We start from the raw sequence: 24044 nt of genomic DNA on the forward strand, positions 1-24044 counted from the left end.
GATTTTAAGCTTTCTTTAAATTTTTTTCGAAGATTCTTCCTTTGATAACTTGTAAATTTCTGCCTCTAGATTGAGTAAAAAATGCAAATAAACAGCATTTCTCGGAGATAAAAAAATGTGCAATCGTATAGATTTGTGCTTCTTTTTTAATCAATTTGTTTGATTTTTACCTCCAATTGCGACCTAATAAGCAGACATTCGGCCGAGTCGCTGACAGCTTTCAGTCCAACACATGAGAAAGAATATATGTCGCAGTTAGAGTTAGTAGGTGTTTCAAAATTTTACGGTACCGCCGTAGCAGTAGACAACATCAGCATTAAGTTTAATGATAAAGGGTATATTTGTCTGCTTGGTCCCTCTGGATGCGGCAAAACCTCGACGTTGAGGATGGTCGCTGGACACGAAGAAGTTTCTGAAGGTGCAGTAGTTTTGGATGGACGTGATATATCTAAGCTTCCTCCTGCGCAGCGTGGTACTGCCATGATGTTTCAAAATTATGCATTGTTTCCCCACATGACTGTTGAGAAAAACGTTGCATTTAGTTTGAAAATCAAAGGAGTTTCTGCGTCGGAACAAAAAGAAAGGGTTCAGAAAATGCTAGGGACAGTTGGTTTGTCTCAGTATTCAGAACGCTTGCCAAGCCAGTTATCTGGTGGCCAGCAGCAGCGCGCGGCTTTGGCTCGAGCTTTGATCACAGATCCGCAAATTTTATTACTTGATGAACCCCTGTCAGCCCTTGACCCATTCCTTCGAGTAAAGATGCGTGCTGAGCTGAAGCGTCTGCAATCAGAACTCGGAATTACTTTTTTACACGTTACTCATAGTCAGGATGAAGCAATGGCTCTCTCTGACCAAATTGTTGTAATGAATGATGCTAAAATCCAACAAAGCGGTTCTCCCAGAGACATTTACAATAACCCTGAAACAGAATTTGTCGCAAAATTTCTTGGTGGGCACAACGTCATTCAGTGGAAAGAAACCCTTATTTCCGTCCGGTCGGATCTCTTTGGTCTCAAGCGCTCGAAAGGAAATTTTAAATGCGAAGTAAACGCGATTGAATATTTTGGTGATAACGTGACTGTGTCGGTAGAAGATGATGCAGGTGGTGAGTACTTGGCAAAAATGCCAGAAGCAACTTTTTTCGATAAACCTTTTAGTATCGGAGAAACAGTTTTTGCAGTTTGGAACGACATCGATGCAAAAACTTTAAAAACTCAATGATGTCATAAATCAAGTTGGAGATTAATATGAAAGCAAATAGCAAAAGTAAAATTTCCCGCAGATCGCTACTTAAAAGTGGCGTAGCCGCTACCACAGCTGCCGCTGCAGGAACACTTGGAGCCCCTATGATTTGGGCACAAAGTAACATTGTTTTGCGGCAATCAGGTACAGGCGTTTCTGCCTTTAATGAAATTGCAGCAAAGGCTAAAGAAGATCTTGGCATTACAATGGAGATGACTGCACTTGACAGTGACTCAGTTGTTCAAAAGGTTGCAACACAGCCCAAGTCATTCGATATCGCAGATATTGAGTATTGGATGTGTAAAAAAGTTTGGCCAATTGGTAACTTACAAGCGATGGATACAAGCAAGATTGCTAACTATGACAAAATTGTTGGTATCTTTAAAAATGGTAAGCTGACCCCAACAAGCACAATTGCCCAAGGCACTGCACCTCATACAGTGAGCTTTGTGGAAGGCGCTAATGGTAAAAGTTTTTCATCAGAAGAAACTGGTTGGATGACAATGATTCCAACGATTTATAACGCCGATACACTGGGAATAAGACCAGATCTTATTAACAGACCAATCAATACATGGGCGGAATTGCTAAACCCTGAGTTTAAAGGCAAAGCCTCAATTCTGGATATTTCATCTATCGGTATCATGGATATGGCAATGGTTTGCGAAGCTATGGGTGAAATCCAGTACGGTGATAAGGGTAATATGACCAAAGAGGAAATCGATAAGACTATCGGTATCTTCACTGAGGCCAAAAAGGCGGGCCAATTTAGAGCATTCTGGAAAAGCTTCGATGAATCTGTCAATTTAATGGCTTCTGGTGAGGTCGTAATTCAATCAATGTGGTCTCCTGCGATTACTGCAGTGAGATCAAAAGGGATCCCATGTGTTTATCAGCCACTAAAAGAAGGCTACCGTAGCTGGGGCGGCGGATTAGGAATTGCTGCACACCTGAGCGGGAAAGAGTTGGACGCGGCGTATGAGTATATCAATTGGTACTTGTCCGGCTGGGTTGGTGGCTTCCTGATGCGTCAAGGCTATTATTCTGCAGCGGTTGAAACTTCAAAAGAATATATGTCCGCTGATGAGTGGAGTTATTGGTTTGAAGGTAAAGCAGCCAAAGGTGATATCGTTAATCCGCAAGGGGTAAAAATGGAAAGCGCTGGAGCAGTGCGTGATGGCGGTTCTTTCTATGACCGTATGGGCAGTGTAGCCTGTTGGAATGCTGTTATGGATGAAAACCAGTATATGGTTAGGAAGTGGAACGAATTCATCGCTTCTTAAAAAAAAAGGTCGACGCAAATCTTTGCGTCGACCAAAGACTCAAGGGCATCTTTACTAGCCTTAATAAATTGTTAACGGATTACGGACACTAATATTGGCTGTATTACAAAAAAATATCTCTAGTATATTATTGGCTAGTCCAGTGATTTTGGTTTTGTCGGCATTTATTATTGTGCCGATAATCCTAATTACAGCAGTAAGTTTTTGGGGTTCCACAGAGTTCTCGATTTACCCTGCTTTTCTATTTGATAACTACGAATTTCTGTTAACTTCCGATGTCACTTATCGGGTGTTTTTTAGAACTTTATATTTTGCGGTTCTAGTGTGGGCAATAACACTTGTTTTAGGATTTACAGTCGCATACTATCTGGCTTTTTTCGTACACTCTCTGACCTGGCAAATCATTTGTTTTCTCCTCTGCACTATCCCATTTTGGACGTCAAACATCATCAGAATGATTAGTTGGATTCCATTTCTAGGTAGGAATGGATTGGCAAATCAGTCATTGATCGAGATGGGCATAGTCGATGAGCCAGTCGAGTGGCTACTGTATTCTGAGTTTTCAGTCTGTTTGGCTTTTGTGCATTTATACACTCTATTCATGGTGGTCCCGATCTTCAACACTATGATGAGAATTGATAAATCGCTTATAGAGGCAGCTAGAGACGCTGGGGCATCAAGTACGCAGATTTTAGTAAATGTTATAATTCCTCTCTGTAAGCCTGGAATAATGATTGGTTCAATATTTGTTGTGGCGCTGGTGATGGGTGATTTTATTACCGTAAGATTTATGTCAGGTTCTCAAATAGCAAATATGGGACGACTAATTTCTAATGATATAAGTTTACTTCAATATCCCTCTGCTTGTGCGACTGCGGTCGTTTTATTAGCAACCGTGGTCATTATGATTTCAATCATGCTCCGTTTTGTGGATATTCGTAAGGAGTTATAACTTTGGGTGAAAAGCGATCTACAGGTTTTTATGTACTAACTGCAATATTTATTGCGTTTTTAGTATTTCTTTACGGCCCGGTCATAACAATAGGTATTCTTAGTTTTCAGGGCCCAACTGGGGGTTTAACGTTCCCGATGCAAGGCACATCTTTGCATTGGTTTCAGGAATTATTTAGAACTCAAATGGTCGGTGATATCTGGGGATCTTTCCAACGAAGTATTATCCTAGGTTTGACGGTCATGGTGATAACCGTTGTATTTTCGGTTGGGGCTGGGATGGCATATAGAAAAAAATTCTTTGGCTCAACACCACTTTTTTACCTTATCATTGCAAGCTTGGTCATTCCATCAATTCTAGTGTCATTAGGCGTTGGCCTGATATTTTCTCAATTAGGGTGGGAAGTTCATTGGTCTACTTCAGGATTGGGTGCTCAATTAACCTGGACGCTTCCCTTTGGAATTCTGATAATGTTTGCGGTTTTCAACCGTTTCGACAAAGCGTATGAGGAAGCTGGCAGAGATTTAGGGGCAGGTCCAATTCAAGTTTTTCGTTTGATTGTGCTGCCGATAATTGCTCCTTCTTTAATAGGTGTGGCTTTGTTTGGTTTCACACTGAGTTATGATGAATTTGCCAGAACATTGTTGACATCAGGCAGTCGCAACACCTTGCCGTTAGAAATTTTTGGGATGACAACCAATGTGACAACCCCAGTTATATATGCACTTGGCACTCTTACGACATTATTTTCTCTGTTAATCATCGTTTTCTTTCTCACGTTTTTTGTATTATCGCAGAGAAGACGTGACAAGAAAGGGTCTGATGCTGGAAAGGGTCTTGTTTGACGCAGAGCACCGATATTGTTTTTGTAAACCCAAATTCAACACAGTCTATGACTGATAAAATTGTTTCGTCAGCTAACTCTGCTTTAAATAACCGTCGAAATGTAACCGGGGTAACATGCTTTGGCGCTCCAAGTGCTATACAGGGTCCAATTGATGCAGAAAAAGCAAAGCCGATTTTGTTTTCAAATTTGAAAGAAGCAGAAAAAGCGAAGTCAAAATTAGCTGTTATAGCGTGCTTTGACGATCCATTTCTTCTTGAAGCAAGGAGAACTATATCAATTCCTACTATTGGGATAGGCTGGGCAGCTTTTACAATGTGTTCACTTTATGCTGATAAATTCGGAGTTATAACGACTGTCTCAGAAGCCATTCCAGTAATTGAAGATAATCTTAGAAATTATGGTCTGCTTGATAAATGTAGCTTCGTACACGCTAGTAACATCCCTGTTTTGGATTTTGAAAACAAACCAAAAGAAACCAAAGTGAAGATGCGAGAAATTATCCATTCTTTACTGCGCGAATATTCGATTGGAAGCATAGCTTTAGGATGTGCAGGAATGGCACATTTAGCCAAGCCATTTAGTAAAGAGTTTAATATGCCAGTTGTTGATGGGGTATATGCAGCTGCTTTACTTGGAGAAGGGATGCTTGCAGTGCCAAATGGGTGATGGATATTTTCTGTTATCGCGAATAGTTTAATGTACAGAGACTCGATTAAGTATGCAGTGCTTGCTAGTGGAAGGGTGTAAGATGTCTAAAGTTATTAAAGGTGGAACGGTACTCACAGCGGATAGAAGTTATACCGCCGATGTAAAAATAGATGGCGCTATTATTTCTGAGATTGGTGACAATTTATCTGGTGATGAAATAATTGATGCCGCTTCCTGCTACGTTATGCCAGGAGGCATTGATCCCCACACTCACTTAGAAATGCCTTTCATGGGTACGACGACAGCAGAAACGTGGGAAAGTGGTACATTCGCTGCGCTCTCTGGCGGGACAACAACCATAATAGATATGATCGTCCCAGATGAAAGAGGTTTGTTGGTTGCATTAGATGAATGGTTAGAGCGAGCAACTAGGCAAGCATCATGTGACTTTGGCTTTCACATGTCGATAACAAATTGGTCTGAGAAAATATTTAATGAAATGTCAGATGTTGTTAGTAAAGGTGTCAATACTTTCAAGCATTTCATGGCGTATAAGGGGGCATTAATGGTCAATGATGATCAAATGTATGCCTCTTTCACAAGATGCGGAGAGTTAGGAGCCTTTCCTTTAGTTCACGCTGAAAACGGAGATCTAATAGCAAGTTTGCAGCAAAAGTTTTTGGAGGAGGGAAATAGTGGTCCAGAAGCGCATGCATATTCAAGGCCTCCTTCCGTGGAGGGTGAGGCGACAAACCGAGCAATAACAATTGCTGATGCTACGGGTGTTCCTTTATACGTTGTTCATACCTCGAGTGAGGATGCGCATGAGGCTATACGACGAGCAAGGCAAAAAGGACAGCGTGTTTGGGGAGAACCGTTAGTACAGCATCTGCTACTCGACGAAAACGAATATTTCAATGAGGATTGGGATTATGCTGCACAACGGGTAATGTCGCCACCGTTTCGTGATAAGTATCATCAAGATGGACTGTGGGCTGGATTATCTGCAGGATCTTTGCATGTTGTAGCTACAGACCATTGTGCTTTCACAACAGAGCAGAAAAGAATGGGCGTTGGAGATTTTACCAAAATTCCAAATGGAACGGGTGGTCTAGAGGATCGGTTATCATTGCTATGGACATATGGAGTGGGAAGTGGCCGAATAACTCCAAATGAGTTTGTTGCAATAACTTCTACCAATATTGCAAAGATTTTAAATATTTACCCGAGGAAAGGCTCCGTTATGAAGGGAGCTGATGCAGATTTGGTAATATGGGACCCCTCCGCTGAGAAAACCATCAGCGCAAAATCTCAAAAATCAATTATCGATTACAACGTATTTGAAGGTTTCGAAGTTTCAGGTTTACCTCGATATACGATGTCACGTGGAGATGTCGTGTGGGATTCAAGTACTAATTCTGTTGCGCAACCTGGTCGCGGTCAGCATATTGAACGGCCGTCTTTTCCAGCTGCAAATACTGCATTATCAACTTGGAAAGAACTTATAGCTCCAAGATCTATCAAACGAGATTCAAAGCTTATGCCTATTGGCGTCTAATAATGATAGCTTTTTACTAATGTTCATATCCTAGTTGTAGGAATAAAAATATATTTTGAACTTTTTAATAACTGGTGCATAAATTTATTTAGGGATTGAAAAAAAAATCGGCTGTAGCTGAAAACTGTTAGAAAGGTTTAGCAATGAAAGAGATAAAATGTTCCTTTGGTATAGATATAGATTCTGTTGCAGGGTGGATTGGCTCGTACGGGGGGCAGGATAGTCCCTCCGATATACAACGGGGAGTTTTCGCTACTGAGGTTGGTGTGCCCAGGCTTCTCAGGCTCTTTGAAAAATATGACATGAAATCAACCTTTTTCATCCCAGGTCATACAATGGATTCATTTCCAAAAGAAATGGAGATGATTAAAAAAGCTGAGCATGAAATTGGAGCTCATGGATATATGCATGAAAACCCTGTTGCGATGACATTGCAACAAGAAGAAGATATTTTAGCTTATTCAGTGGAGGTGATCAAAGCTTTGACTGGTGACAAACCCCGTGGCTACGTGGCGCCGTGGTGGGAAATGTCTGAGAATACTGCAGCGCTACTGCAGAAATACGGCTTCACATATGATCACAGCCAGATGTATCGAGATTTCCTACCGTTCTATGCTAGAGTTGGCGATGAGTGGTCAAAGATTGATTACTCAAAAGACGCTAGTACTTGGATGCGTCCCATGAAGCATGGGAAAGAAATTGACTTAGTGGATATAGCTGCGAACTGGTACGTTGATGATCTACCTCCAATGATGTTCATGAAGGCTGCGCCAAATAGCCATGGTTTCGTGAGTCCCAGAGATATTGAAATTCTTTGGCGAGATCAATTTGACTGGGTTTATCGTGAAATGGATTATGCTACTTTTTGTTTTACCATTCACCCTGATGTAGCAGGGCGTCCGCAAGTGCTTCTTATGTTAGAACGTTTGATAGAATACATTAACAAACAGTCTGGTGTGGAGTGGACTACTTTCCAGGATATAACAGACGATTTCCGCGTCCGATATCCATTCAATAGTGATAAACGTCCTGAAACAATATGATTGCTGATATTACGTGTTACGACTGTTTCTTTTAGGAAGGACTGGCTAATGTGTTCTGCATGTGGTTTTCCGCCAGCAGTTGGTCATTGGACGGACGCTGGTGGGGCGACACCTCATGAAAGGCTCAAAATACGTTTCGCTCGTGCTAATTTAATCAATAGATTACTTAAGCCGCTTGGTATTACTGCGACCGACGCTGGTACTTTGCCAGGCATTCAGTTATCAAATGGAATGGGCAAAACGGTTATTTGCCCAACTATCGAGGACGTGTGGAGGCAAGTAGAAATATTTACTGGAAACCCCTACGATCCTCTGAGGGTAAACTGATATACTATGAGCGATAGTGAAAACCGGCTGAAGCTGATAATACTTTCCGGTTTTCTTGGCGCTGGCAAAAGTACCTGGCTTCGGCATCAGCTTTATGCTGGAACGTTTTATAAACCGCACATAATTGTAAATGAAGTAGCATCACACGCAGTTGATGATACACTATTGAGTTCAGCGTTGGCGTTAGATGTTTTGCAAGGCGGATGTGTGTGTTGTGAGCTGCAATCTCAAATGATTGAACTGTTCCACAGCATTTGTAATCAGCGTACAGTTAAATCAAACGAAGAAAGCAGTAGATTCCTCATTTTTGAGATGAGTGGGGTTGCCGATCCATCGAATGTTATGTCCGCGATAAATGATGATCCGGTTCTCGCTCGCCATATTGTTCTGGAAAAAATAATTGTAATCGTAGATGCCTTGCATGGGATTGAGCAAATTAAGAGTGAACCATTAGCACGTTCCCAAATCGAGGCTGCAGATCAAATAATTGTATCTAAGGCTGAAAGTTGTTCTGAAGGTGAGTTATCAAAACTTGTGGCAACCCTTAATTTCATGAACCCCATAGATAACATCAGTCAATCTTTATTTGGTGTGGAAAGTCCTATGCCAGAATTAACACCTACAGATCCGATTATCTTAAGCACAAAAGAAACAGTTGAGAACTTATCACCTATTACGTCTATTCAACTTAATCTTGATGATTTAACCTTTCGTGATGATACCTGGGTGGGCTTCTCAGTCTGGCTATCGGCACTGTTGAATCGACATGGTAATCAAATTGTCCGAATTAAAGGGATAGTTCGAACACCAAATGGTAGATTATTATTGCAGTCGGTACGAAAAATTATGCAAAATCCAGAACGTATTCCTGATGAGTTTGATGGATCAACCGACATAAAGGAAAACAATGTAGTCCTTATTGGGCGTAATCTTGATGAAATTGAAATTTCTGGCTCATTAAAAAAAGTTCTCAATGACATTTGAGTTTTTTACGGCACAACTTGGAGAATATATTGGAACTTAGTATCGGGCTTATGCTTGTGCCCATGCTCACAAGGGTAATAGTGGCCGCGTTTATTGTGATACTTGTAGCTAAACTAGTAGTTACTCTTGGCCCCTCTATGGCGGGACTTATTGCAGGGCTTCCAGTTGGGCTCGGTCCAGGGTTTTATTTTCTTATGCTAGAAAGTGATACGAGCTTTTTGTATGAAACTGCTCTTTACTCACTAGTAGCTTTGAGCGCTACGCAGGTTTTTTTACTCGCATATCTTATTTTAGCAAAGTTTTTTAAACCTTTGAGCTGCGCGTTGGTTTCTGTGGTAATATGGATCTTGCTGGCCAGTAGCCTCTACCAAGTTAATTTTAATTTGTTACAGGCTGTATTTTTCTTTGGCTTTTCAACGATAGTCACACGTTTTGTAGGAAGTTTTTTCGTTGGTAAGGAGCTTGTCGATAAGAAATCAGAAAATGATTTGATACTTTTTTTACGAGCTGTAGTTGGTGGGATTATAATTTCTGTTGTTACTGTTTTTGCCTCAAGACTAGGCGCACACTTATCTGGCGTTCTTCTAGCATTCCCGATCGCGTATATTTTAATATCATTCAATATTCATAAGGTGTTTGGAAAGAGCATTGTAACTGGAGTTGTTTATTCTGCTATATTTGGTACTATAAGCTTGGCAGTTTTTTGTGTTGCATTTGCCATTTTGTTGCAAATGGTTCCGCTTTTATACGTCTTAATTTTGAGCTTATTTGGATCAGTTTTTGTAACTGCATTAATGTTAATCTTGGATACAAAAGTCAAAAGACAGCATTGACTCTTAGTTTACCAGCAGAGGGGTTATAAGAGCAAATAACTCTGCTTGAGACGATATACTGCATTTTCGATATAACTGCTTTCGGAATACTTTAACGGTCTGTGGAGAGATGCCTAACCGTAATCCTATTGATGCGGACGAGTGCCCTCTGAGGACCAATAGTGCCACTTCTGCCTGCCGTTTGGTCAAATTGATACCGTGGGTTTCAGCGACTAATCGCACCATCCTTTGTAGTGTATCCTCTCCTGGATCTGCACTACTAAATCGCAAATTCCCCCAATGTTCGCATATAAGTGTTTCAACTATTGGAACTACTTGTTTTGCTAAAGATAATTCTCGTATTGAAAATCGTCTCTTGGATTTAATATCACGCCCCAAGCAGACATGTACACTAATCTTAGGTGATGGCCAGATTAGGAAAGCCAGTTCATCAATTATTGTAGTTCGTTGATAATATTCCAAAAAATATTGGTTTCGACTGAATTGATCTGGTGCAATATCCGACAACCGATAAAGGTCGGTATCAGCATTAGAATTGTGCAGCTCATAAAATGGATCTAGCAAGTAAGCGCCACTAAGATATACTTGAGTCATGTTTTGGTGCACAGCTTCAGTTTCCGAATCTGTTAATAGAATTTGAGGTGTTTCATCGCGAAAGTAAGCCAAAATTGTAGTGTTGTCGTGGTTTGCCAAAGTGCGAAGCCACCTATTTAAACTTTCTGAAAAGGTCTTTTTTTTCAATGACTTGATTGTTTTTGCCAATAGTATCTCGGAGTTTTTGACATGCATTATTTTACCTCTTTGGGGGTATATACCCCTCAAATTGCCAAAGATAATATATTATATTAAGTTTTAGGGGTATAGCCGCATCTAATTTTTGGGATCGAATGTCTAAAGACAAAGAAATTTCAGTTGATATTCAAAATGTAACTAAGAGTTTTGGTGCATTCACCGCTTTAAATGGCGTCAGCTTAGATATTCGTGATAATGAATTTTTTACCTTACTGGGGCCATCTGGCTGTGGAAAGACAACCTTGCTGAGGTTGATCGCAGGTTTCGAAGAGGTCACTAATGGTGCAATTCACCTTTATGGTCAGAATATTGCCGATCTATTGCCTAATGAGCGCCCAATAAACACCGTGTTCCAGCAGTATGCTTTATTTCCCCATATGAATGTTACAGATAATGTTATGTTTGGCTTGCTGCGGTTAGGCCACGATACTTCTAAAGCTAAAGCCCGAGTTGGGGAGGTGCTTGAACTTGTCAGACTATCTGATTTTGCAGACAGAATGCCTAGCCAATTATCTGGTGGTCAACAACAACGAGTAGCTCTCGCAAGGGCTCTTGCCCCAAGCCCTAAGGTATTACTACTTGATGAACCTTTGTCTGCGCTTGATCTCAAGCTTCGGCAAGCTGTTCGCCTCGAATTAAAACAAATTCAAGTCCAAACTGGGATAACATTTATTTTCGTCACCCACGATCAGGAGGAAGCGCTGACGATGTCTGATCGCATTGCTGTTCTTGAGGGTGGGCGGGTTCAACAAGTTGGATCTGCTCGAGAAATTTATGAGGCACCTGAGAACAAATTTGTTGCTGATTTCATAGGTGAAACAAACTTAATCGATGTAACCGTTTCGAACGTTGAAAAGAGAAAAGGTTCTTGCGTCCTCCCTGGTGGAGCACAAATCATATGCTCTGCTGCGGAAGGTGCGCTTGTTGGTTCAGGACATCTATCCATACGTCCTGAGCGCATTAAAATTACTGCTTCAGGCAAAGGTATGCTGGAGGGCAAGACAGTCCGACACATTTATCTTGGAACCGACCTTCATATTGAGGTCAGTCTAACGAGCGGTTCGCGTGTAACGGTAAGAATGCAAAACTCCACTCAAATTAAAATTCCTAATGTGGGTCAGTCCGTAGGGCTTGATTTTGAAGCAAGCTCCGCCCGGTTACTGGTAGACTGATGGCTGAGCTACCAAAAGTAAACCCCGAAGGCTCAGCCAAAACCTATAGCGGTTTTGGTATACCATTAATCTTTCCTGCGTGGATCATTATTGGTTTTTTCCTGGTTATACCAGTCGCTATGATGTTGGTTTATTCTTTCTTAACGAAAGAGTTTCGCGGTGGCGTTATTTGGGAATTTTCGATTTCTGCTTATGACCAATTTTTTCTTTATCGAGGACTTTTCGGAGATAGCCCGCCAGTAATAGAATGGACCTACATAAGTATTTTCTGGCGGTCAATTTGGCAGGCTGGGCTTGCTACTTTTTGTTGCTTAATAATTGGTTTTCCTACTGCGTGGTTTATTGCCACGAGGACAGGAAGGAACAAAACGATTTGGCTTTTCTTAATTACAATTCCTTATTGGGTGAACTTATTAATACGTACAATTTCAATGAAGTTTCTTATTCGGGATAATGGCCCTTTGAATGAATTTTTTCTATCTATTGGACTGATCTCGGAGCCCTTTCACATCATTAACACAAATTTTGCAGTACAACTGGGGCTGTTCTATTCGTATCTACCATTCATGGTTCTTCCTATTTACGCCGCCGTCGAACGCTATAATTTTGCTCTAAGTGAGGCGGCGGCTGACCTCTACGCCTCGCGAACTGTGACGCTGTTTAAAGTTATTTTGCCAACTGTAAGGCCCGGCATAGTCGCGGGATGTATTCTTGTCTTTGTTCCTAGTTTAGGTGCCTTTCTGGCGCCCGATTTACTTGGGGGAGCTAAGAATTTTATGATAGGTTCATTAATTGAGGAGCAATTTAAAGGTGCCGCAGGAAATTGGCCGTTTGGTGCTGCCGCGTCGATGATATTGTTATCTCTTGTGTTAATTGTTCTTACATTTTATGCGCGCAACCAAACAAAGGGTCAGATCTGATGGCTACGAAGAATGTCGATCTGCGCCATTTTACGGGCTTCAAATCCCTAACACTTCTGTGTCTATTTTTATTATATGCACCCTTAATCATTGTTATGGTTTATTCCTTTAATGACAGTAACTCTATCACGCGATGGAATACGGTCTCGTTGCGATGGTACTACGATTTATTCTATGGAGTAGATGCTCCAAAATTCAAAACCGCGGCGATAAATTCAGTATCAATTGCTGTTATGGCTGCAATATCGGCAACCGTAATCGCAACAATGGCAGCTACCGCAATGCTGCGTGCAGGAAGTTTTAGAGGCAAATCTGTGAGTTTTGCACTGATTAATTTACCTTTGATGGTACCTGAAATTGTTACTGCAGTTGCCACATTGATCTTCTTTTCTGCAATCGGATTTACAACCGGTTACCTTACAATCCTAATCGCGCACATAGTCTTTTGCATTCCGTTTGCTTATCTGCCAATTGCGGCCCGCATGCAGGGTATTGAGGATGTGTACGAGCAAGCGGCACAGGATCTTTACGCCACAAGATTTCAGGCATTCCGCCTAATTCTTTTACCTTTGATGGCTCCTGGAATTATATCAGGATTTTTATTAGCATTTATTATTTCGCTAGATGACTTTATCATTACAAACTTTGTCAAAGGGGCCGGTGTAGAAACATTGCCCACTGTAATATTTGGCGCTGTTAAACAAGGAATTAAACCCAATATAATGGCAATTTCCACACTACTGCTAGCAGTGTCCGTGGGATTTGTCGCCCTGTCCTATTTTGTCGGGCGGATGGGGGAAAAGGCAAACCCGACTACAACCAAACAAGGAGATTAGAATGAAAAAACTAATAAAACTTGGCGTTGCGGCGCTAACTCTTTCTATGGCAGCAAATATCGCTACTGCTGAAGGAAAACTATCTATTTATCACTGGTTTGAATACATTCCGCAAGAGCTTTTAGATAAATTTTCGGCAGAATACGATGTCGAAGTTACCATGGATACCTTTGACTCCAATGAAGCAATGCTAGCATCTCTTAAGGCTGGGAAAATGGGAACTTATGATGTGGCTGTTCCTGGTGATTATATGGTGGAAATCATGGCGGGTGATGGCATGCTGGATACCTTCACAAAAGCTGAAATGCCAAATCATGGTAATATTATGGATCAATGGGTTAATGTTGGGTTTGACATGGGGCGTAAATCTTCGATCCCGTATCAATGGGGTTCAACTAGCTTTTCTGTAAATCGTGATGACTATAAAGGTGACATCAACACTCTGGGTATAGTTTTTGACCCACCTGCAGAATTGCAAGGGAAAATAAATGTGTTGGACAGCCAAGGTGAGCTACTTGCTCTTGCTTCCATGTATCTAGGCATCCCACAATGTACATCTGATCGCGATCAACTTAAGGCACTCAATGAGCTTTTACAGAATGCTAAACCGCATTGGGCAAGTTTTGGTTCTGATATAGCAAAAGATGTACTTGTATCTGGTGACGCATCAGTTGGAATGATCTGGTCTGGTTTCAGTGCCAAGGCTCGCGAGGAAGGCGCGAATGTTGAATATGCATTTCCCAAAGAAGGATACGTGGTTTGGATGGACAATGTTGTTCTGCTAAAAGATGCACCAAATCGTGACAACGCACTAAAGTTCATGAATTTTCTATTAGAGCCAGAGAATGCAGCAGCTGTTACGAACTATGCAGCTTATACCGCAGGTGTCAAAGGTACAGAACCTCACCTGTCAGATGCAGTAGCAAACTCGCCTGAATCAAACCCACCGGCGTCGCCTGTAGGTGAATTTGTGCAAGCATGCTCTCAAGAAGTTCAAACGGTCTATGATACTATCTGGACCAATTTGAAGAAGTAAATTATCCAACGTTTTCTCAAATAGGAGGGGTCATGATTGTTGCAGCATACCAAGGCTTCTCACCTGAGGGGAATATAGAAAGTGCTTTGGCCAAAGTTGATAAAACACTGGCCAAAGCAGCTGACAAGAACGTAGAAATGGTTGTATTTCCAGAGCTATATTTCCCGGGCTACAATCAAATGAAAAGTCATCACTCTGTGGCCCAAAAGCAAGGTGAAAGTTGGGAAATTCAACTTTCCTTACTGGCGAAAAAGCATGGGTGTGGTCTCACACTAGGCTGGGCTGAGCGGGAAGGGGACAGCATTTATAACAGTGCGTCTACATTTGACAGGACAGGCAAAAAATTAGCCCATTTTCGTAAAATTCAGCTTTGGGGTGCAATAGAGCAATCGATATTTAACTTTGGAGACAGCTATGTGACCTTCGAATTAGCAGGGATAAAGACAGGACTTCTAATATGTTATGATGTTGAATTTCCTCAGCACGTTCTTGCGCTTGCCAAAATGGGAGTGCAGCTTATTCTTGTGCCAACAGCCAATCCTGAGAAGTTTAGCGTAGTATGTGATACTCTGGTACCTGCTCGTGCATCAGAAAATGCTTTGACTATCGTTTATGCGAATTACTGTGGCAGTGAAAACGGCCTATCATTTTGTGGAAAATCGACGATTGTGGGTCCCGATGCAAAGCCTCTTGCCTCTGCCGGTAGTAACGAGGAAAATCTTCTTATCGCCAACCTAAATTCTCTTAATAAAATTGAAAAAACTTTATTATCAACTCAACTTGCTGATTTCAGAAAGGTTATTACCAAATGACACTCGATATCCCAACAACCACAGATGACATTCTTACCTCTGATACTCATTTGATCCAATCCTTTGCAGATCTTAATGCTCTAAAGCAGAACGATGCGCGTACTGTGATTGTTGGTGCAGAAGGTGCATATGTCACTGACAGTGATGGCAATAAATTGATTGATGGCATTGGTGGACTTTGGTGCGTTAACGTAGGACATCGCCGAACGGAGATTATCAATGCTATTGCTGATCAACTAAATACACTGGATTATTATTCTACTTTTTACAATTTTACACATCCAACAGCAGCTACACTTGCTGCAAAAGTTGCTTCGCTCGCACCTGGTCATTTGAATTCTGTACATTTTGGGAACTCTGGTTCAGTTGCAAACGATAGTGCAATTCGAATGCTTCATCATTACTATAATCGGTTAGGCAAAAAAAATAAAAAACTCGTGCTTAGTCGTGAGGGTGCCTACCATGGTTCTACCCACCTTGCGATGGCCATGACAACCCCGGCTTATGCCGAAGGGTGGGATAAGGCTGATGGCCTCGTCCATCATTTAAAGTGTCCACACTTCTGGCGGCATGGCAACGGTATGACAGAGGCTCAGTACATGGATTATCTGCTTGAAGATGCTAAGTCCCATATTGAGACGCTAGGCAGTGAAAATATTGCTTGTTTTATTGCTGAACCTATTCAAGGAGCCGGCGGCCTAATTGTACCGCCAGAAGGCTATCATGTGAAAATGGGTGAGCTATGTAAGGAGTATGATATCAAATATATTACGGATGAAGTAGTGACTGCTTTTGGTCGCTTGGGACATTTTTTTGCCTCTAAGGATATCTTCGGGGTGCAACCTGATATTATCACTACGGCCAAAGGTTTGACTTCAGGCTATCAGCCGTTATCTGCAACAATTATCAGTGATGAGATCCATGAAGTTATCTCTGGTGAAGGTTCTATGTTTCTACATGGCATGACTTATTCGGGTCACCCCGCAGCATCAGCTGCAGCTTTAGCTAATATTGCACTCATGGAGAAAGAGCGTATTCCACAGCGGGTGCAAAAAACTGGTAAGCTTTTTGAAAACAATCTGCATAAGTTGGCAGATTTGGACCTAGTCGGTGAGGTCCGTGGTAGTCACTTCATGATGGGAATTGAGTTTGTTAAAGAGAAAACCAGTAAGACACCGTTCGAACCGGAAGATAAGATTGGTCTGAAAATTGCGCGTGCAGCGCAGCGGCGTGGTTTGATTGTGAGACCCTTAGGAAATATTGCAATCTTATCGCCAACATTAATTATGGACGAAGAAATGATTGATGAGGTTGTAGATATAATGAGTAATAGTATCAAGGAAGTTCAAAGTGCGCTTTGAAAGGTAAAAGGTCCTTCTGAATAATGGTGGAAAAAACAGATGTTGTTGTTGTTGGTGGAGGGCAAGCTGGCATTGCCGCAAGCGAGCACTTAACAAAAGCTAATATAAATCATATCGTTTTAGAACGAGCGCGAACTGCAGAACATTGGAGGACAATGAGATGGGACTCGCTTGTTGCGAACGGTCCCGCATGGCACGATCGGTTTCCGAACATGGAGTTCAAGGGCCAACATCCAGACGCCTTTGTTCCAAAGGAGGAAGTTGCTGATTATCTTGTTGATTATGCCAAAATGTTCAATGCACCAATCCGTGAAGGTGTTGATGTAAGATCTGTAAAGCGTAAGGATAAAGGTGCTGGTTTCGTTGTTGATACCACTGATGGAGTAATTGAAGCTTCTTATGTAATTTCAGCTACTGGAGCGTTTCAGCGGCCAATGGTGCCAGCAATCATTCCAGAAATTGAAGGGATAAAACAAATACATTCTACTGCCTATCGTAATCCAAAAGAATTACCAAAAGGTAATGTGTTAGTAGTTGGTGCAGGCTCATCTGGCTCTCAGATTACAGCGGAATTGATGAAGACTGAGCGTAAAATTTTTCTTTCTGTGGGAGCCCATGATAGACCGCCACGCCGTTATCGTAATCGAGACTTTTGTTGGTGGCTAGGCGTCCTCAATCTATGGGATGCAGAGGCAAATCCGTCATCAACTCATACAACAATTGCTGTATCAGGAGCCGATGGTGGTGCAACCGTTGATTTTCGCAATCTTGCAACTCAAGGATTGACGCTTTTGGGTCTGACAGAGACGTATGAAAATGGCATTCTTACCTTCGCAGACAATTTGGGTGAAAATATTCGGGAAGGAGACGAAAGTTATCTTTCAATACTTGATCTTGCCGATGCCTATGCAGACAGAAATGGATTAAATTTACCCCCAGATCCCAAAGCACGAGAAATTGGTTCTGACCCGGAATGTATTACGCGACCCATTCGCAGCATTGATGTTTTTGCTGAAAATATAACAACAATTCTCTGGGCAACCGGGTTTTCCAATGATTACAGTTGGCTTCAAGTTGACGCTTTTGAGGCTGATAATGTACCCTCGCATAAGCGTGGTATTTCGAGTGAGCCGGGTGTTTATTTCCTAGGTCTCCCCTGGCAATCACGCCGAGGATCCTCATTTATTTGGGGAGTTTGGCATGATGCTAAATTTATCGTTGATCATATTCAAAAACAACAAGGTTATCTTGCCTACCAAGGCAGTGCTGAGTGCATTCAACTTTAGCGGAGCTTGCTTCTATGACGCATAAAAGAATTCGTAAATTTAATACCGCCGATACCTATCCTGAACAGAATCTAGATAATGACCTGTGCCAGGCTGTTGTTGCCCGTGGTGCAACTGTTTTCCTTCGTGGCCAATGCCCTCAGGATCTGGATACAGCAGAAAATATCGATAGCCATGATCCAGTACAGCAGACCCATAAGGTAATGCAAAATATCCAGCAGTTAATAAGCGAAGCTGGCGGTAAAATGGAGGATATGTGCAAAGTGGTTGTTTACATTACCGACACCCGCCATCGCGAGGCAGTATATAGAACTATGGGTGAGTACCTGAAAGGTATTTATCCAGTTTCTACAGGGCTTTGCGTGACAGCTTTGGCGCGCCCAGAGTGGCTCGTAGAAATAGATGCAACTTTCGTAATTCCAGACTGAGAAGGGTTTAGGGTGACTTTTTCTATTGTGGCGAAATGTGCCGATACTGGGCAGTTCGGATTGGCGATTTCCTCATCCTCACCTGCAGTTGCGGCACGTTGTGCCTTTGCTAAAGCGGGTGTAGGTGCAGTCGCGACGCAAAATATTACCAACCCTGCTCTAGGGCCTATGGTGCTTGAATACCTTGAGTCAGGGTTTTCGGCTTCAGATGCAGTCGCTACTTCGATTGCTGACGAAACTTTCCCCAATTATCGTCAGTTATTGGTGATTGATAAAAATGGTAATACTTGCATACATTCGGGAGAAATGTCTCTGGGTATTTGGACTGCGATACAGGGTCTTTGCTGTGCTGCTGGCGGAAACCTTTTGGCTGATGTTGGTGTGCCACAGGCTATGGTTGAGGGCTTTGAAAATACAGAAGGAGCTTTAGGCGACCGTTTAATTGCAGCCATGCAGAGTGGATTAAATGCTGGCGGTGAAGCTGGGCCTTTGCATTCGGCAGGTTTGCTCATAGTTGACACACACGGGTGGCCATATGCAGAACTAAGGTGTGATTGGACTGAGGATTGTCCAATTTTGATGATTGCACAGGCGTGGAAGGTTTATAAACCTCAAGCCAATGATTATGTAACGCGCGCGCTCAATCCAACTGATGCACCTTCGTATGGTGTGCCAGGTGATGAATAAACTTTGAGGAAAGGTATCTACAATGCAAAGTTTAGAAGAGTATACCTCAAAAGCAAAGAATATAGATTTTTGCACTGAGTGCTGGATAGACGGGCGTTTTGTTCCTTCTAGAAGTGGTGAGACGTTTTCTAATATCAATCCCGCTACCGGCAAAAAACTATGTGATGTTGCTAAAGGTAACAGTAGTGATATTAACGCGGCAGTAAAAGCGGCGCGCACTGCTTTCGAGGATGGCCGTTGGTCTGGAAAAACTCCCAGCGAGCGCAAAGAAGTTATTCTTAATCTAGCAAAACTTATTCGCGAAAACGTTACAGAAATGGCCCTTTTAGATACTTTGGACATGGGAAAGCCTATTTCAGAGACTGTCAACGTTGACGTGCCTGGTTCTGCTTTCTTTTTCCAATGGCATGCTGAAGCTGCTGATAAAATATATGATGAAATTGCTCCAACAGGTGGGCGAGACATCGCCATGATCCGTCGTTCTCCGCTGGGTGTGGTCGGTGCTGTAGTGCCTTGGAACTTCCCATTAGATATGGCTACCTGGAAATTAGCACCGGCTTTGGTCACGGGAAACTCTGTAGTACTTAAGCCAGCAGAACAATCGCCGCTTTCTGCGCTACGCCTTGCAGTCCTGGCCAAGGAAGCTGGGCTACCAGATGGTGTTCTCAATGTTGTGCCCGGATTTGGGGAAGATGCCGGTCAAGCTTTAGGCCGTCATATGGATGTGGACTGTCTAGTATTTACAGGCTCAACAGCTGTAGGCAAACTCTTCCAGAAATATGCCGGTGAGAGCAATATGAAACAAGTATGGCTGGAAACAGGTGGAAAAAGCCCAAATATTATTTTTCCTGATGCGGATTTAGAAAAAGCTGCTGACATGGCGGCATTTGGAATCTTCTTTAACCAAGGGGAAGTCTGTTCAGCCAATTCACGCCTCTTGGTACATTCAAGTATTAAAGATGAGATGGTTGGTAAGCTTAGAGAAAGAGCAGAAAAGATTAAGCAAGGTAATCCACTTGACCCAGCAACGACCATGGGAGCAATGGTCGACGTGAACCATGCCAAAAAAGTTGAAGAGTTCTTAAATGTTGGCAAAGCAGAGGCTAAGCTAATCACCGGTGGTGATCGATTTTCAATAAACGACAGTGATGCTTTTATTCAACCCACTATTTTTGCAGATGTTCCAGAAGGTGCCACAATAGCACGCTATGAGATCTTCGGCCCAGTTCTTGCGATCCAAACATTTGATACTGAAGATGAAGCTATCGAAATGGCAAATAAAAGTGTCTATGGTTTAGCGGCATCCGTTTGGACGTCTGATTTGGCGCGCGCAATGGATTTGTCAGATAAGTTGCATGTAGGCACTGTTTCCGTCAATACAGTGGATGCTCTGTCTGCCATGACTCCATTTGGTGGTATGAAGCAGTCTGGCTTTGGCCGAGATTTGTCTATTCACTCTTTTGATAAATACACTGCGCTTAAGACTATTTGGGTTAAATATTAACTTTAAGGGGCCAGCCGTGGATGACATCAATGATATCATCGAAATACTCAAAACGCTTGTCGGTTTCAAAACAGTCGCAAACGAACCCAATCTTGATCTTATTGATTGGGTTGAAAATTTTCTAGCTGCAGCTTGTTTCCGAATTAAACGTATTCCCTCGCCATGCGGCCGCAAGGCTGGCTTGCTTGCAAAATTTGGTAATGGTGACGGGGGAATTTTATACTCAGCGCATAGTGATGTGGTCTCAACTGAGGGACAAGACTGGACTTCTGACCCGTTTGTACTTCAGCGCATTGGTGAAAGGGTAATTGGGCGTGGCACCACTGATATGAAGGGTTTTCTGGCTTGTGTGCTCGCGCAGGCCAGAATGTGTCGGGATATGCCGCCCGCAAAACCTTTTATGATTGCCTTATCCTGGGATGAAGAGATTGGATGTAGAGGTATTCCCTATATGGTCGACCAAGTTGTTCCATTTCTTGGCTGTCCTGACCTTGTAATCGTGGGAGAACCCACGGAGATGCAGCTTTGTTTGGGACATAAAGGAAAAGTGTCTTACAAGGCTATTTGTTATGGAGAGGCAGGGCATTCAGCTCTTGCTCCAAATTTTAAAAATGCACTTCACGTTGCAGCGAAATTTATTCTAGAGACCTTAGATTTGCAATTAAAGCTTGCTAAAAGTGGTGCGAGAGATGATGCTTATACTATTCCATACTCTACTGTTCATGCGGGGATTGTTCGCGGTGGTGTTGCTCTTAATATTGTACCAGAAAGGGCAGAGGTTAGTTTTGAAATCCGGCACCTCACCAAAGAAGACCCGGCTAATATTTTGAACGAACTGGATACTAATTCTGAAAGCATGGAAATTTCTACTGTCTATCAATATCCTGGCCTGAGTACCAATGAGACTGATCCTGTTTGGAAGTCTCTCAAGGCCCTGACTAACGTGCCTGGGCCGATCAAAGTAGCTTTTGGCACTGAGGCTGGCTTCTTTGCCAATATTGGTTTGAGAACTGCAGTCATTGGTCCTGGTTCAATGGATGGCGACGGTCATCAGCCTGATGAAGGGATAGATATAGATCAACTGCGCAAGTGCAGTGATTTCTGCAGAACATTGCAACACGGTTTGCACAGTGTCTTGAGGGTAGACTGAAGTTCGATAACACTAAGTGAAAGCAAAACGATAACTAAGCAAAGAATTATGGCAAACAAAATTACAGGGTGTGTTTTTGATTTGGATGGGACGCTGGCAGATACCGCGCCAGATATTGCTCTAGCCCTTAACAAATCGCTTAACGAGGCAGGGTTAAATCAGGTTCCTTTAGAGTCTGTAAAAGGGATGATCGGCAATGGAATTCCTGTTTTGGTTTGCAGGGCCCTTTTTCATGTTGAAGCGCCAGAGGATCTTGCGGCTAATGTGATTACTTCAATGCTTGCCTACTCACGTAAGTATTACTGTGAAAAGTCAACACTTATGCATGGGGTTAAAGATTGTCTGGAGGGCTTGAAAAAACGTGGGATCCCAATGTCTATTTGCACTAATAAGGATGAAACTGTAGCTCAGATGGTGGTCTCAGCACTTGGCCTCAGTAGTTATTTTAATGCTATCGTGGGAAGTCGGCCAGAGCTTGCGAAGAAACCCGATCCATCGATGTTACAAATAGCTGCTGGTGCAATAAGTAGCCCTATGAAGACAACTATGATGATTGGTGACTCCGAAGTTGATGCTGCAACCGGTATCGCCGCTAGTTCTATTTCTGTTATTGTTCGTGGTGGTTATTGTCATAAGCCATATGACGAGCTTAATGTTACTCATCTTCTTGATAGTATGGAGGAGTTGCTGGACATTATAGATAATCAATATTTGATTTCTGGTTAGGCGCATAAATTTTGTAATGAGAGTAGATTTTTGAAACCTAATATTCTGATATTTATGGTAGATCAGTTGAGTGGAACTCTTTTCCCCGATGGTCCTGCCGAATGGCTGCATACTCCAAACTTAAAAAAGCTTGCTGCTCGCTCAATTCGCTTCAAGAATTGTTATACAGCATCACCCTTATGCGCTCCTGGTCGTGCTTCATTTATGTCGGGACAACTACCCTCGGTTACCGGAGTTTATGATAATGCGGCAGAATTCCCCTCAAGTCTCCCAACTTATGCGCACCACCTGCGACGGGTAGGTTATCAAACTGCTCTTTCTGGTAAAATGCATTTTGTTGGGCCCGACCAATTACATGGATTTGAGGAGCGTCTCACAACAGATATTTATCCTCCCGATTTTGGTTGGACACCTGACTATCGTAAGCCTGGAGAACGCATAGACTGGTGGTATCACAATATGGGTTCAGTCACTAATTCGGGTACTGCAGAAATCACAAATCAGTTGGAATATGATGACGAGGTAGCATACGAGGCTAATCGAAAGATTTACGACCTATCGCGTGGACATGATGAAAGACCTTGGTGTCTTACCGTTAGTTTTACGCATCCGCATGATCCTTATTTGGCAAGAAAAAAATATTGGGATCTTTATGAAAATTGTAATTATCTTTTGCCTGAAGTTTCGGCACTGTCTTACCCGGAACATGATCCTCATTCTAAGCGAATTTTGGATGCGAGCGATTGGAAGAATTTTAATATTTCTGAAAAAGATATAAAGAGTTCCCGTCGCGCCTACTTTGCAAATATTTCATATCTTGATGATAAGATTGGCGAAATTCTGGATACCCTACAAAAAACAAATCAGGAAGCAGTTATCATTTTTGTTTCTGATCATGGTGATATGCTTGGGGAACGCGGCCTATGGTTTAAGATGAGTTTTTTCGAAAACTCATCGCGTGTCCCGCTTATGATTAGCTCCACTGTCTTAGAACCTAAATTAGTTGCAGAGCCTGTAAGCACAATTGATGTTTGTCCGACACTTTGCGACTTGTCAGGTTGCGATATGGACGAGTTAGCAAGGTGGACGGAGGGTGAAAGCCTTTTACCATTTGCCAATGGCTCAATTAGGTCCAACCCTGTTCTGATGGAGTACGCTGCAGAGGCAAGTTACGCCCCGCTAATTTCTATACGAAAGGGTCCTTTTAAATACAATCGATGTGACTTGGATCCTGAACAATTATTTGATGTGGAAAGTGATCCTAATGAGCTGCATAATTTGGCAAGTTCACAAAAATTTTCAAAAGAGTTGGCGGAATTTAGAAAAATTTCCGATACGAATTGGGACTTAGCCAGTTTTGATAAAGAGGTGCGAAAGTCTCAGGCACAACGCTGGATCGTCTATGAGTCACTTCGGAGTGGAGAATACTATCCTTGGGATTTTCAGCCACTAAAAAAGGCCTCTGAGCGATTTATGCGTAATCATATGGATCTAAATGAAGTTGAGGAACGACAGAGATTTCCACGTGAATAACTATGTTCGCAAAGATACCATTTAAATACCCAAAACGTTTATTTTATGAAATTGATATCTCGAAATAAGTCTTGTTACTCTGTG

At 42.3% G+C, this 24044-nt stretch carries 24 protein-coding genes; 23 read left to right on the plus strand and 1 reads right to left on the minus strand.

Going from position 1 to position 24044, the window contains the following annotated elements; translation table 11 throughout:
* Positions 1–246: 246 nt before the first annotated feature.
* The 10 genes from ACTF5Q_RS09660 (at position 247) to ACTF5Q_RS09705 (ending at position 9717) form a co-directional block, all read left to right on the plus strand.
* The gene (locus ACTF5Q_RS09660; RefSeq protein WP_438954409.1) at positions 247–1221 is read left to right on the plus strand and encodes an ABC transporter ATP-binding protein; all 975 of its coding nucleotides are present in this window, start codon (positions 247–249) and stop codon (positions 1219–1221) included.
* Positions 1222–1247: 26 nt separating this feature from the next.
* On the plus strand, positions 1248–2525 hold the full coding sequence (locus ACTF5Q_RS09665) for an ABC transporter substrate-binding protein (protein ID WP_438954410.1): 1278 nt from the start codon (positions 1248–1250) through the stop codon (positions 2523–2525).
* Between the two features lie 94 nt (positions 2526–2619).
* Positions 2620–3477 (plus strand): ABC transporter permease, encoded by an 858-nt coding sequence (locus ACTF5Q_RS09670; protein WP_438954411.1) that lies wholly within the window; start codon positions 2620–2622, stop codon positions 3475–3477.
* A 2-nt stretch (positions 3478–3479) separates the two neighbouring features.
* Positions 3480–4322, plus strand: a complete 843-nt coding sequence (locus ACTF5Q_RS09675; protein WP_153967437.1) for an ABC transporter permease — start codon at positions 3480–3482, stop codon at positions 4320–4322.
* Positions 4319–4990, plus strand: coding sequence for an aspartate/glutamate racemase family protein (locus ACTF5Q_RS09680; protein ID WP_438954412.1), 672 nt, complete (start codon positions 4319–4321; stop codon positions 4988–4990). Before ACTF5Q_RS09675 ends, ACTF5Q_RS09680 begins: the two co-directional genes overlap by 4 nt.
* An 82-nt stretch (positions 4991–5072) precedes the next feature.
* Positions 5073–6530: a dihydropyrimidinase gene (gene hydA / locus ACTF5Q_RS09685; RefSeq protein ID WP_438954413.1), complete on the plus strand. Its 1458-nt coding sequence runs from the start codon at positions 5073–5075 to the stop codon at positions 6528–6530.
* A gap of 143 nt (positions 6531–6673) precedes the next feature.
* Entirely contained in the window at positions 6674–7573 is a 900-nt protein-coding gene (locus ACTF5Q_RS09690; RefSeq protein ID WP_438954414.1) for a polysaccharide deacetylase family protein, read from the plus strand.
* A gap of 48 nt (positions 7574–7621) precedes the next feature.
* Positions 7622–7900 (plus strand): hypothetical protein, encoded by a 279-nt coding sequence (locus ACTF5Q_RS09695; RefSeq protein WP_438954415.1) that lies wholly within the window; start codon positions 7622–7624, stop codon positions 7898–7900.
* Positions 7901–7906: 6 nt separating this feature from the next.
* Positions 7907–8884 carry a CobW family GTP-binding protein gene (locus ACTF5Q_RS09700; RefSeq protein WP_438954416.1) on the plus strand — a complete coding sequence of 326 codons (978 nt, stop codon included), beginning with the start codon at positions 7907–7909 and terminating at the stop codon, positions 8882–8884.
* A 29-nt stretch (positions 8885–8913) separates the two neighbouring features.
* On the plus strand, positions 8914–9717 hold the full coding sequence (locus ACTF5Q_RS09705) for a hypothetical protein (RefSeq protein ID WP_438954417.1): 804 nt from the start codon (positions 8914–8916) through the stop codon (positions 9715–9717).
* Between the two features lie 3 nt (positions 9718–9720).
* On the opposite strand, the gene ACTF5Q_RS09710 is transcribed toward ACTF5Q_RS09705, so the two are convergent.
* A complete protein-coding gene (locus ACTF5Q_RS09710) occupies positions 9721–10506 on the minus strand; it encodes a helix-turn-helix transcriptional regulator (RefSeq protein WP_438954418.1) in 786 nt (261 codons plus the stop codon).
* 98 nt (positions 10507–10604) lie between these two features.
* Between ACTF5Q_RS09710 and ACTF5Q_RS09715 the strand changes: the two genes are divergently transcribed.
* Genes ACTF5Q_RS09715 through betC form a run of 13 tightly spaced genes read left to right on the plus strand, consistent with a single transcriptional unit; the run spans position 10605 to position 23960 of the window.
* Complete coding sequence (locus ACTF5Q_RS09715; protein ID WP_438954419.1) at positions 10605–11681, plus strand: ABC transporter ATP-binding protein; 1077 nt, start codon at positions 10605–10607, stop codon at positions 11679–11681.
* Positions 11681–12601, plus strand: a complete 921-nt coding sequence (locus ACTF5Q_RS09720; protein WP_438954420.1) for an ABC transporter permease — start codon at positions 11681–11683, stop codon at positions 12599–12601. The genes ACTF5Q_RS09715 and ACTF5Q_RS09720 overlap by 1 nt, the downstream gene beginning before the upstream one ends.
* Complete coding sequence (locus tag ACTF5Q_RS09725; protein ID WP_438954421.1) at positions 12601–13437, plus strand: ABC transporter permease; 837 nt, start codon at positions 12601–12603, stop codon at positions 13435–13437. Before ACTF5Q_RS09720 ends, ACTF5Q_RS09725 begins: the two co-directional genes overlap by 1 nt.
* Position 13438: 1 nt before the next feature.
* Positions 13439–14473: an extracellular solute-binding protein gene (locus tag ACTF5Q_RS09730; protein WP_438954422.1), complete on the plus strand. Its 1035-nt coding sequence runs from the start codon at positions 13439–13441 to the stop codon at positions 14471–14473.
* A 32-nt stretch (positions 14474–14505) separates the two neighbouring features.
* Positions 14506–15285 carry a carbon-nitrogen hydrolase family protein gene (locus tag ACTF5Q_RS09735; protein ID WP_438954423.1) on the plus strand — a complete coding sequence of 260 codons (780 nt, stop codon included), beginning with the start codon at positions 14506–14508 and terminating at the stop codon, positions 15283–15285.
* Positions 15282–16646, plus strand: coding sequence for an aminotransferase class III-fold pyridoxal phosphate-dependent enzyme (locus ACTF5Q_RS09740; protein WP_438954424.1), 1365 nt, complete (start codon positions 15282–15284; stop codon positions 16644–16646). Before ACTF5Q_RS09735 ends, ACTF5Q_RS09740 begins: the two co-directional genes overlap by 4 nt.
* Positions 16647–16669: 23 nt before the next feature.
* Positions 16670–17932 carry a flavin-containing monooxygenase gene (locus ACTF5Q_RS09745; protein WP_438954425.1) on the plus strand — a complete coding sequence of 421 codons (1263 nt, stop codon included), beginning with the start codon at positions 16670–16672 and terminating at the stop codon, positions 17930–17932.
* A 14-nt stretch (positions 17933–17946) separates the two neighbouring features.
* On the plus strand, positions 17947–18360 hold the full coding sequence (locus ACTF5Q_RS09750) for a RidA family protein (RefSeq protein WP_438954426.1): 414 nt from the start codon (positions 17947–17949) through the stop codon (positions 18358–18360).
* A 12-nt stretch (positions 18361–18372) separates the two neighbouring features.
* Entirely contained in the window at positions 18373–19047 is a 675-nt protein-coding gene (locus ACTF5Q_RS09755) for a DUF1028 domain-containing protein (RefSeq protein WP_438954427.1), read from the plus strand.
* A 22-nt stretch (positions 19048–19069) separates the two neighbouring features.
* Positions 19070–20551 carry an aldehyde dehydrogenase gene (locus tag ACTF5Q_RS09760; RefSeq protein ID WP_438954428.1) on the plus strand — a complete coding sequence of 494 codons (1482 nt, stop codon included), beginning with the start codon at positions 19070–19072 and terminating at the stop codon, positions 20549–20551.
* Positions 20552–20567: 16 nt separating this feature from the next.
* Positions 20568–21701 carry a M20/M25/M40 family metallo-hydrolase gene (locus ACTF5Q_RS09765; RefSeq protein ID WP_438954429.1) on the plus strand — a complete coding sequence of 378 codons (1134 nt, stop codon included), beginning with the start codon at positions 20568–20570 and terminating at the stop codon, positions 21699–21701.
* A gap of 48 nt (positions 21702–21749) precedes the next feature.
* Entirely contained in the window at positions 21750–22427 is a 678-nt protein-coding gene (locus ACTF5Q_RS09770; protein WP_438954430.1) for an HAD family hydrolase, read from the plus strand.
* A gap of 30 nt (positions 22428–22457) precedes the next feature.
* A complete protein-coding gene (betC, locus tag ACTF5Q_RS09775; RefSeq protein WP_438954431.1) occupies positions 22458–23960 on the plus strand; it encodes a choline-sulfatase in 1503 nt (500 codons plus the stop codon).
* Positions 23961–24044 lie beyond the last annotated feature (84 nt).

The organism is Candidatus Salinivivens marinus (genome assembly GCF_965655845.1).
Lineage (GTDB): Bacteria > Pseudomonadota > Alphaproteobacteria > Rhodobacterales > Rhodobacteraceae > Salinivivens > Salinivivens marinus.

Bases quoted from the DNA above. Each gene is read 5' to 3' on its own strand.
- ACTF5Q_RS09665 (WP_438954410.1), top strand. From the start codon at position 1,248: ATGAAAGCAAATAGCAAAAGTAAAATTTCCCGCAGATCGCTACTTAAA.
- ACTF5Q_RS09750 (WP_438954426.1), top strand. From the start codon at position 17,947: ATGACGCATAAAAGAATTCGTAAATTTAATACCGCCGATACCTATCCT.
- ACTF5Q_RS09710 (WP_438954418.1), bottom strand. From the start codon at position 10,506: ATGCATGTCAAAAACTCCGAGATACTATTGGCAAAAACAATCAAGTCA.
- ACTF5Q_RS09700 (WP_438954416.1), top strand. From the start codon at position 7,907: ATGAGCGATAGTGAAAACCGGCTGAAGCTGATAATACTTTCCGGTTTT.
- ACTF5Q_RS09725 (WP_438954421.1), top strand. From the start codon at position 12,601: ATGGCTACGAAGAATGTCGATCTGCGCCATTTTACGGGCTTCAAATCC.
- ACTF5Q_RS09715 (WP_438954419.1), top strand. From the start codon at position 10,605: ATGTCTAAAGACAAAGAAATTTCAGTTGATATTCAAAATGTAACTAAG.
- hydA (WP_438954413.1), top strand. From the start codon at position 5,073: ATGTCTAAAGTTATTAAAGGTGGAACGGTACTCACAGCGGATAGAAGT.
- ACTF5Q_RS09745 (WP_438954425.1), top strand. From the start codon at position 16,670: ATGGTGGAAAAAACAGATGTTGTTGTTGTTGGTGGAGGGCAAGCTGGC.
- ACTF5Q_RS09730 (WP_438954422.1), top strand. From the start codon at position 13,439: ATGAAAAAACTAATAAAACTTGGCGTTGCGGCGCTAACTCTTTCTATG.
- ACTF5Q_RS09690 (WP_438954414.1), top strand. From the start codon at position 6,674: ATGAAAGAGATAAAATGTTCCTTTGGTATAGATATAGATTCTGTTGCA.
- ACTF5Q_RS09740 (WP_438954424.1), top strand. From the start codon at position 15,282: ATGACACTCGATATCCCAACAACCACAGATGACATTCTTACCTCTGAT.
- ACTF5Q_RS09660 (WP_438954409.1), top strand. From the start codon at position 247: ATGTCGCAGTTAGAGTTAGTAGGTGTTTCAAAATTTTACGGTACCGCC.
- ACTF5Q_RS09695 (WP_438954415.1), top strand. From the start codon at position 7,622: ATGTGTTCTGCATGTGGTTTTCCGCCAGCAGTTGGTCATTGGACGGAC.
- ACTF5Q_RS09720 (WP_438954420.1), top strand. From the start codon at position 11,681: ATGGCTGAGCTACCAAAAGTAAACCCCGAAGGCTCAGCCAAAACCTAT.
- ACTF5Q_RS09770 (WP_438954430.1), top strand. From the start codon at position 21,750: ATGGCAAACAAAATTACAGGGTGTGTTTTTGATTTGGATGGGACGCTG.
- ACTF5Q_RS09735 (WP_438954423.1), top strand. From the start codon at position 14,506: ATGATTGTTGCAGCATACCAAGGCTTCTCACCTGAGGGGAATATAGAA.
- ACTF5Q_RS09760 (WP_438954428.1), top strand. From the start codon at position 19,070: ATGCAAAGTTTAGAAGAGTATACCTCAAAAGCAAAGAATATAGATTTT.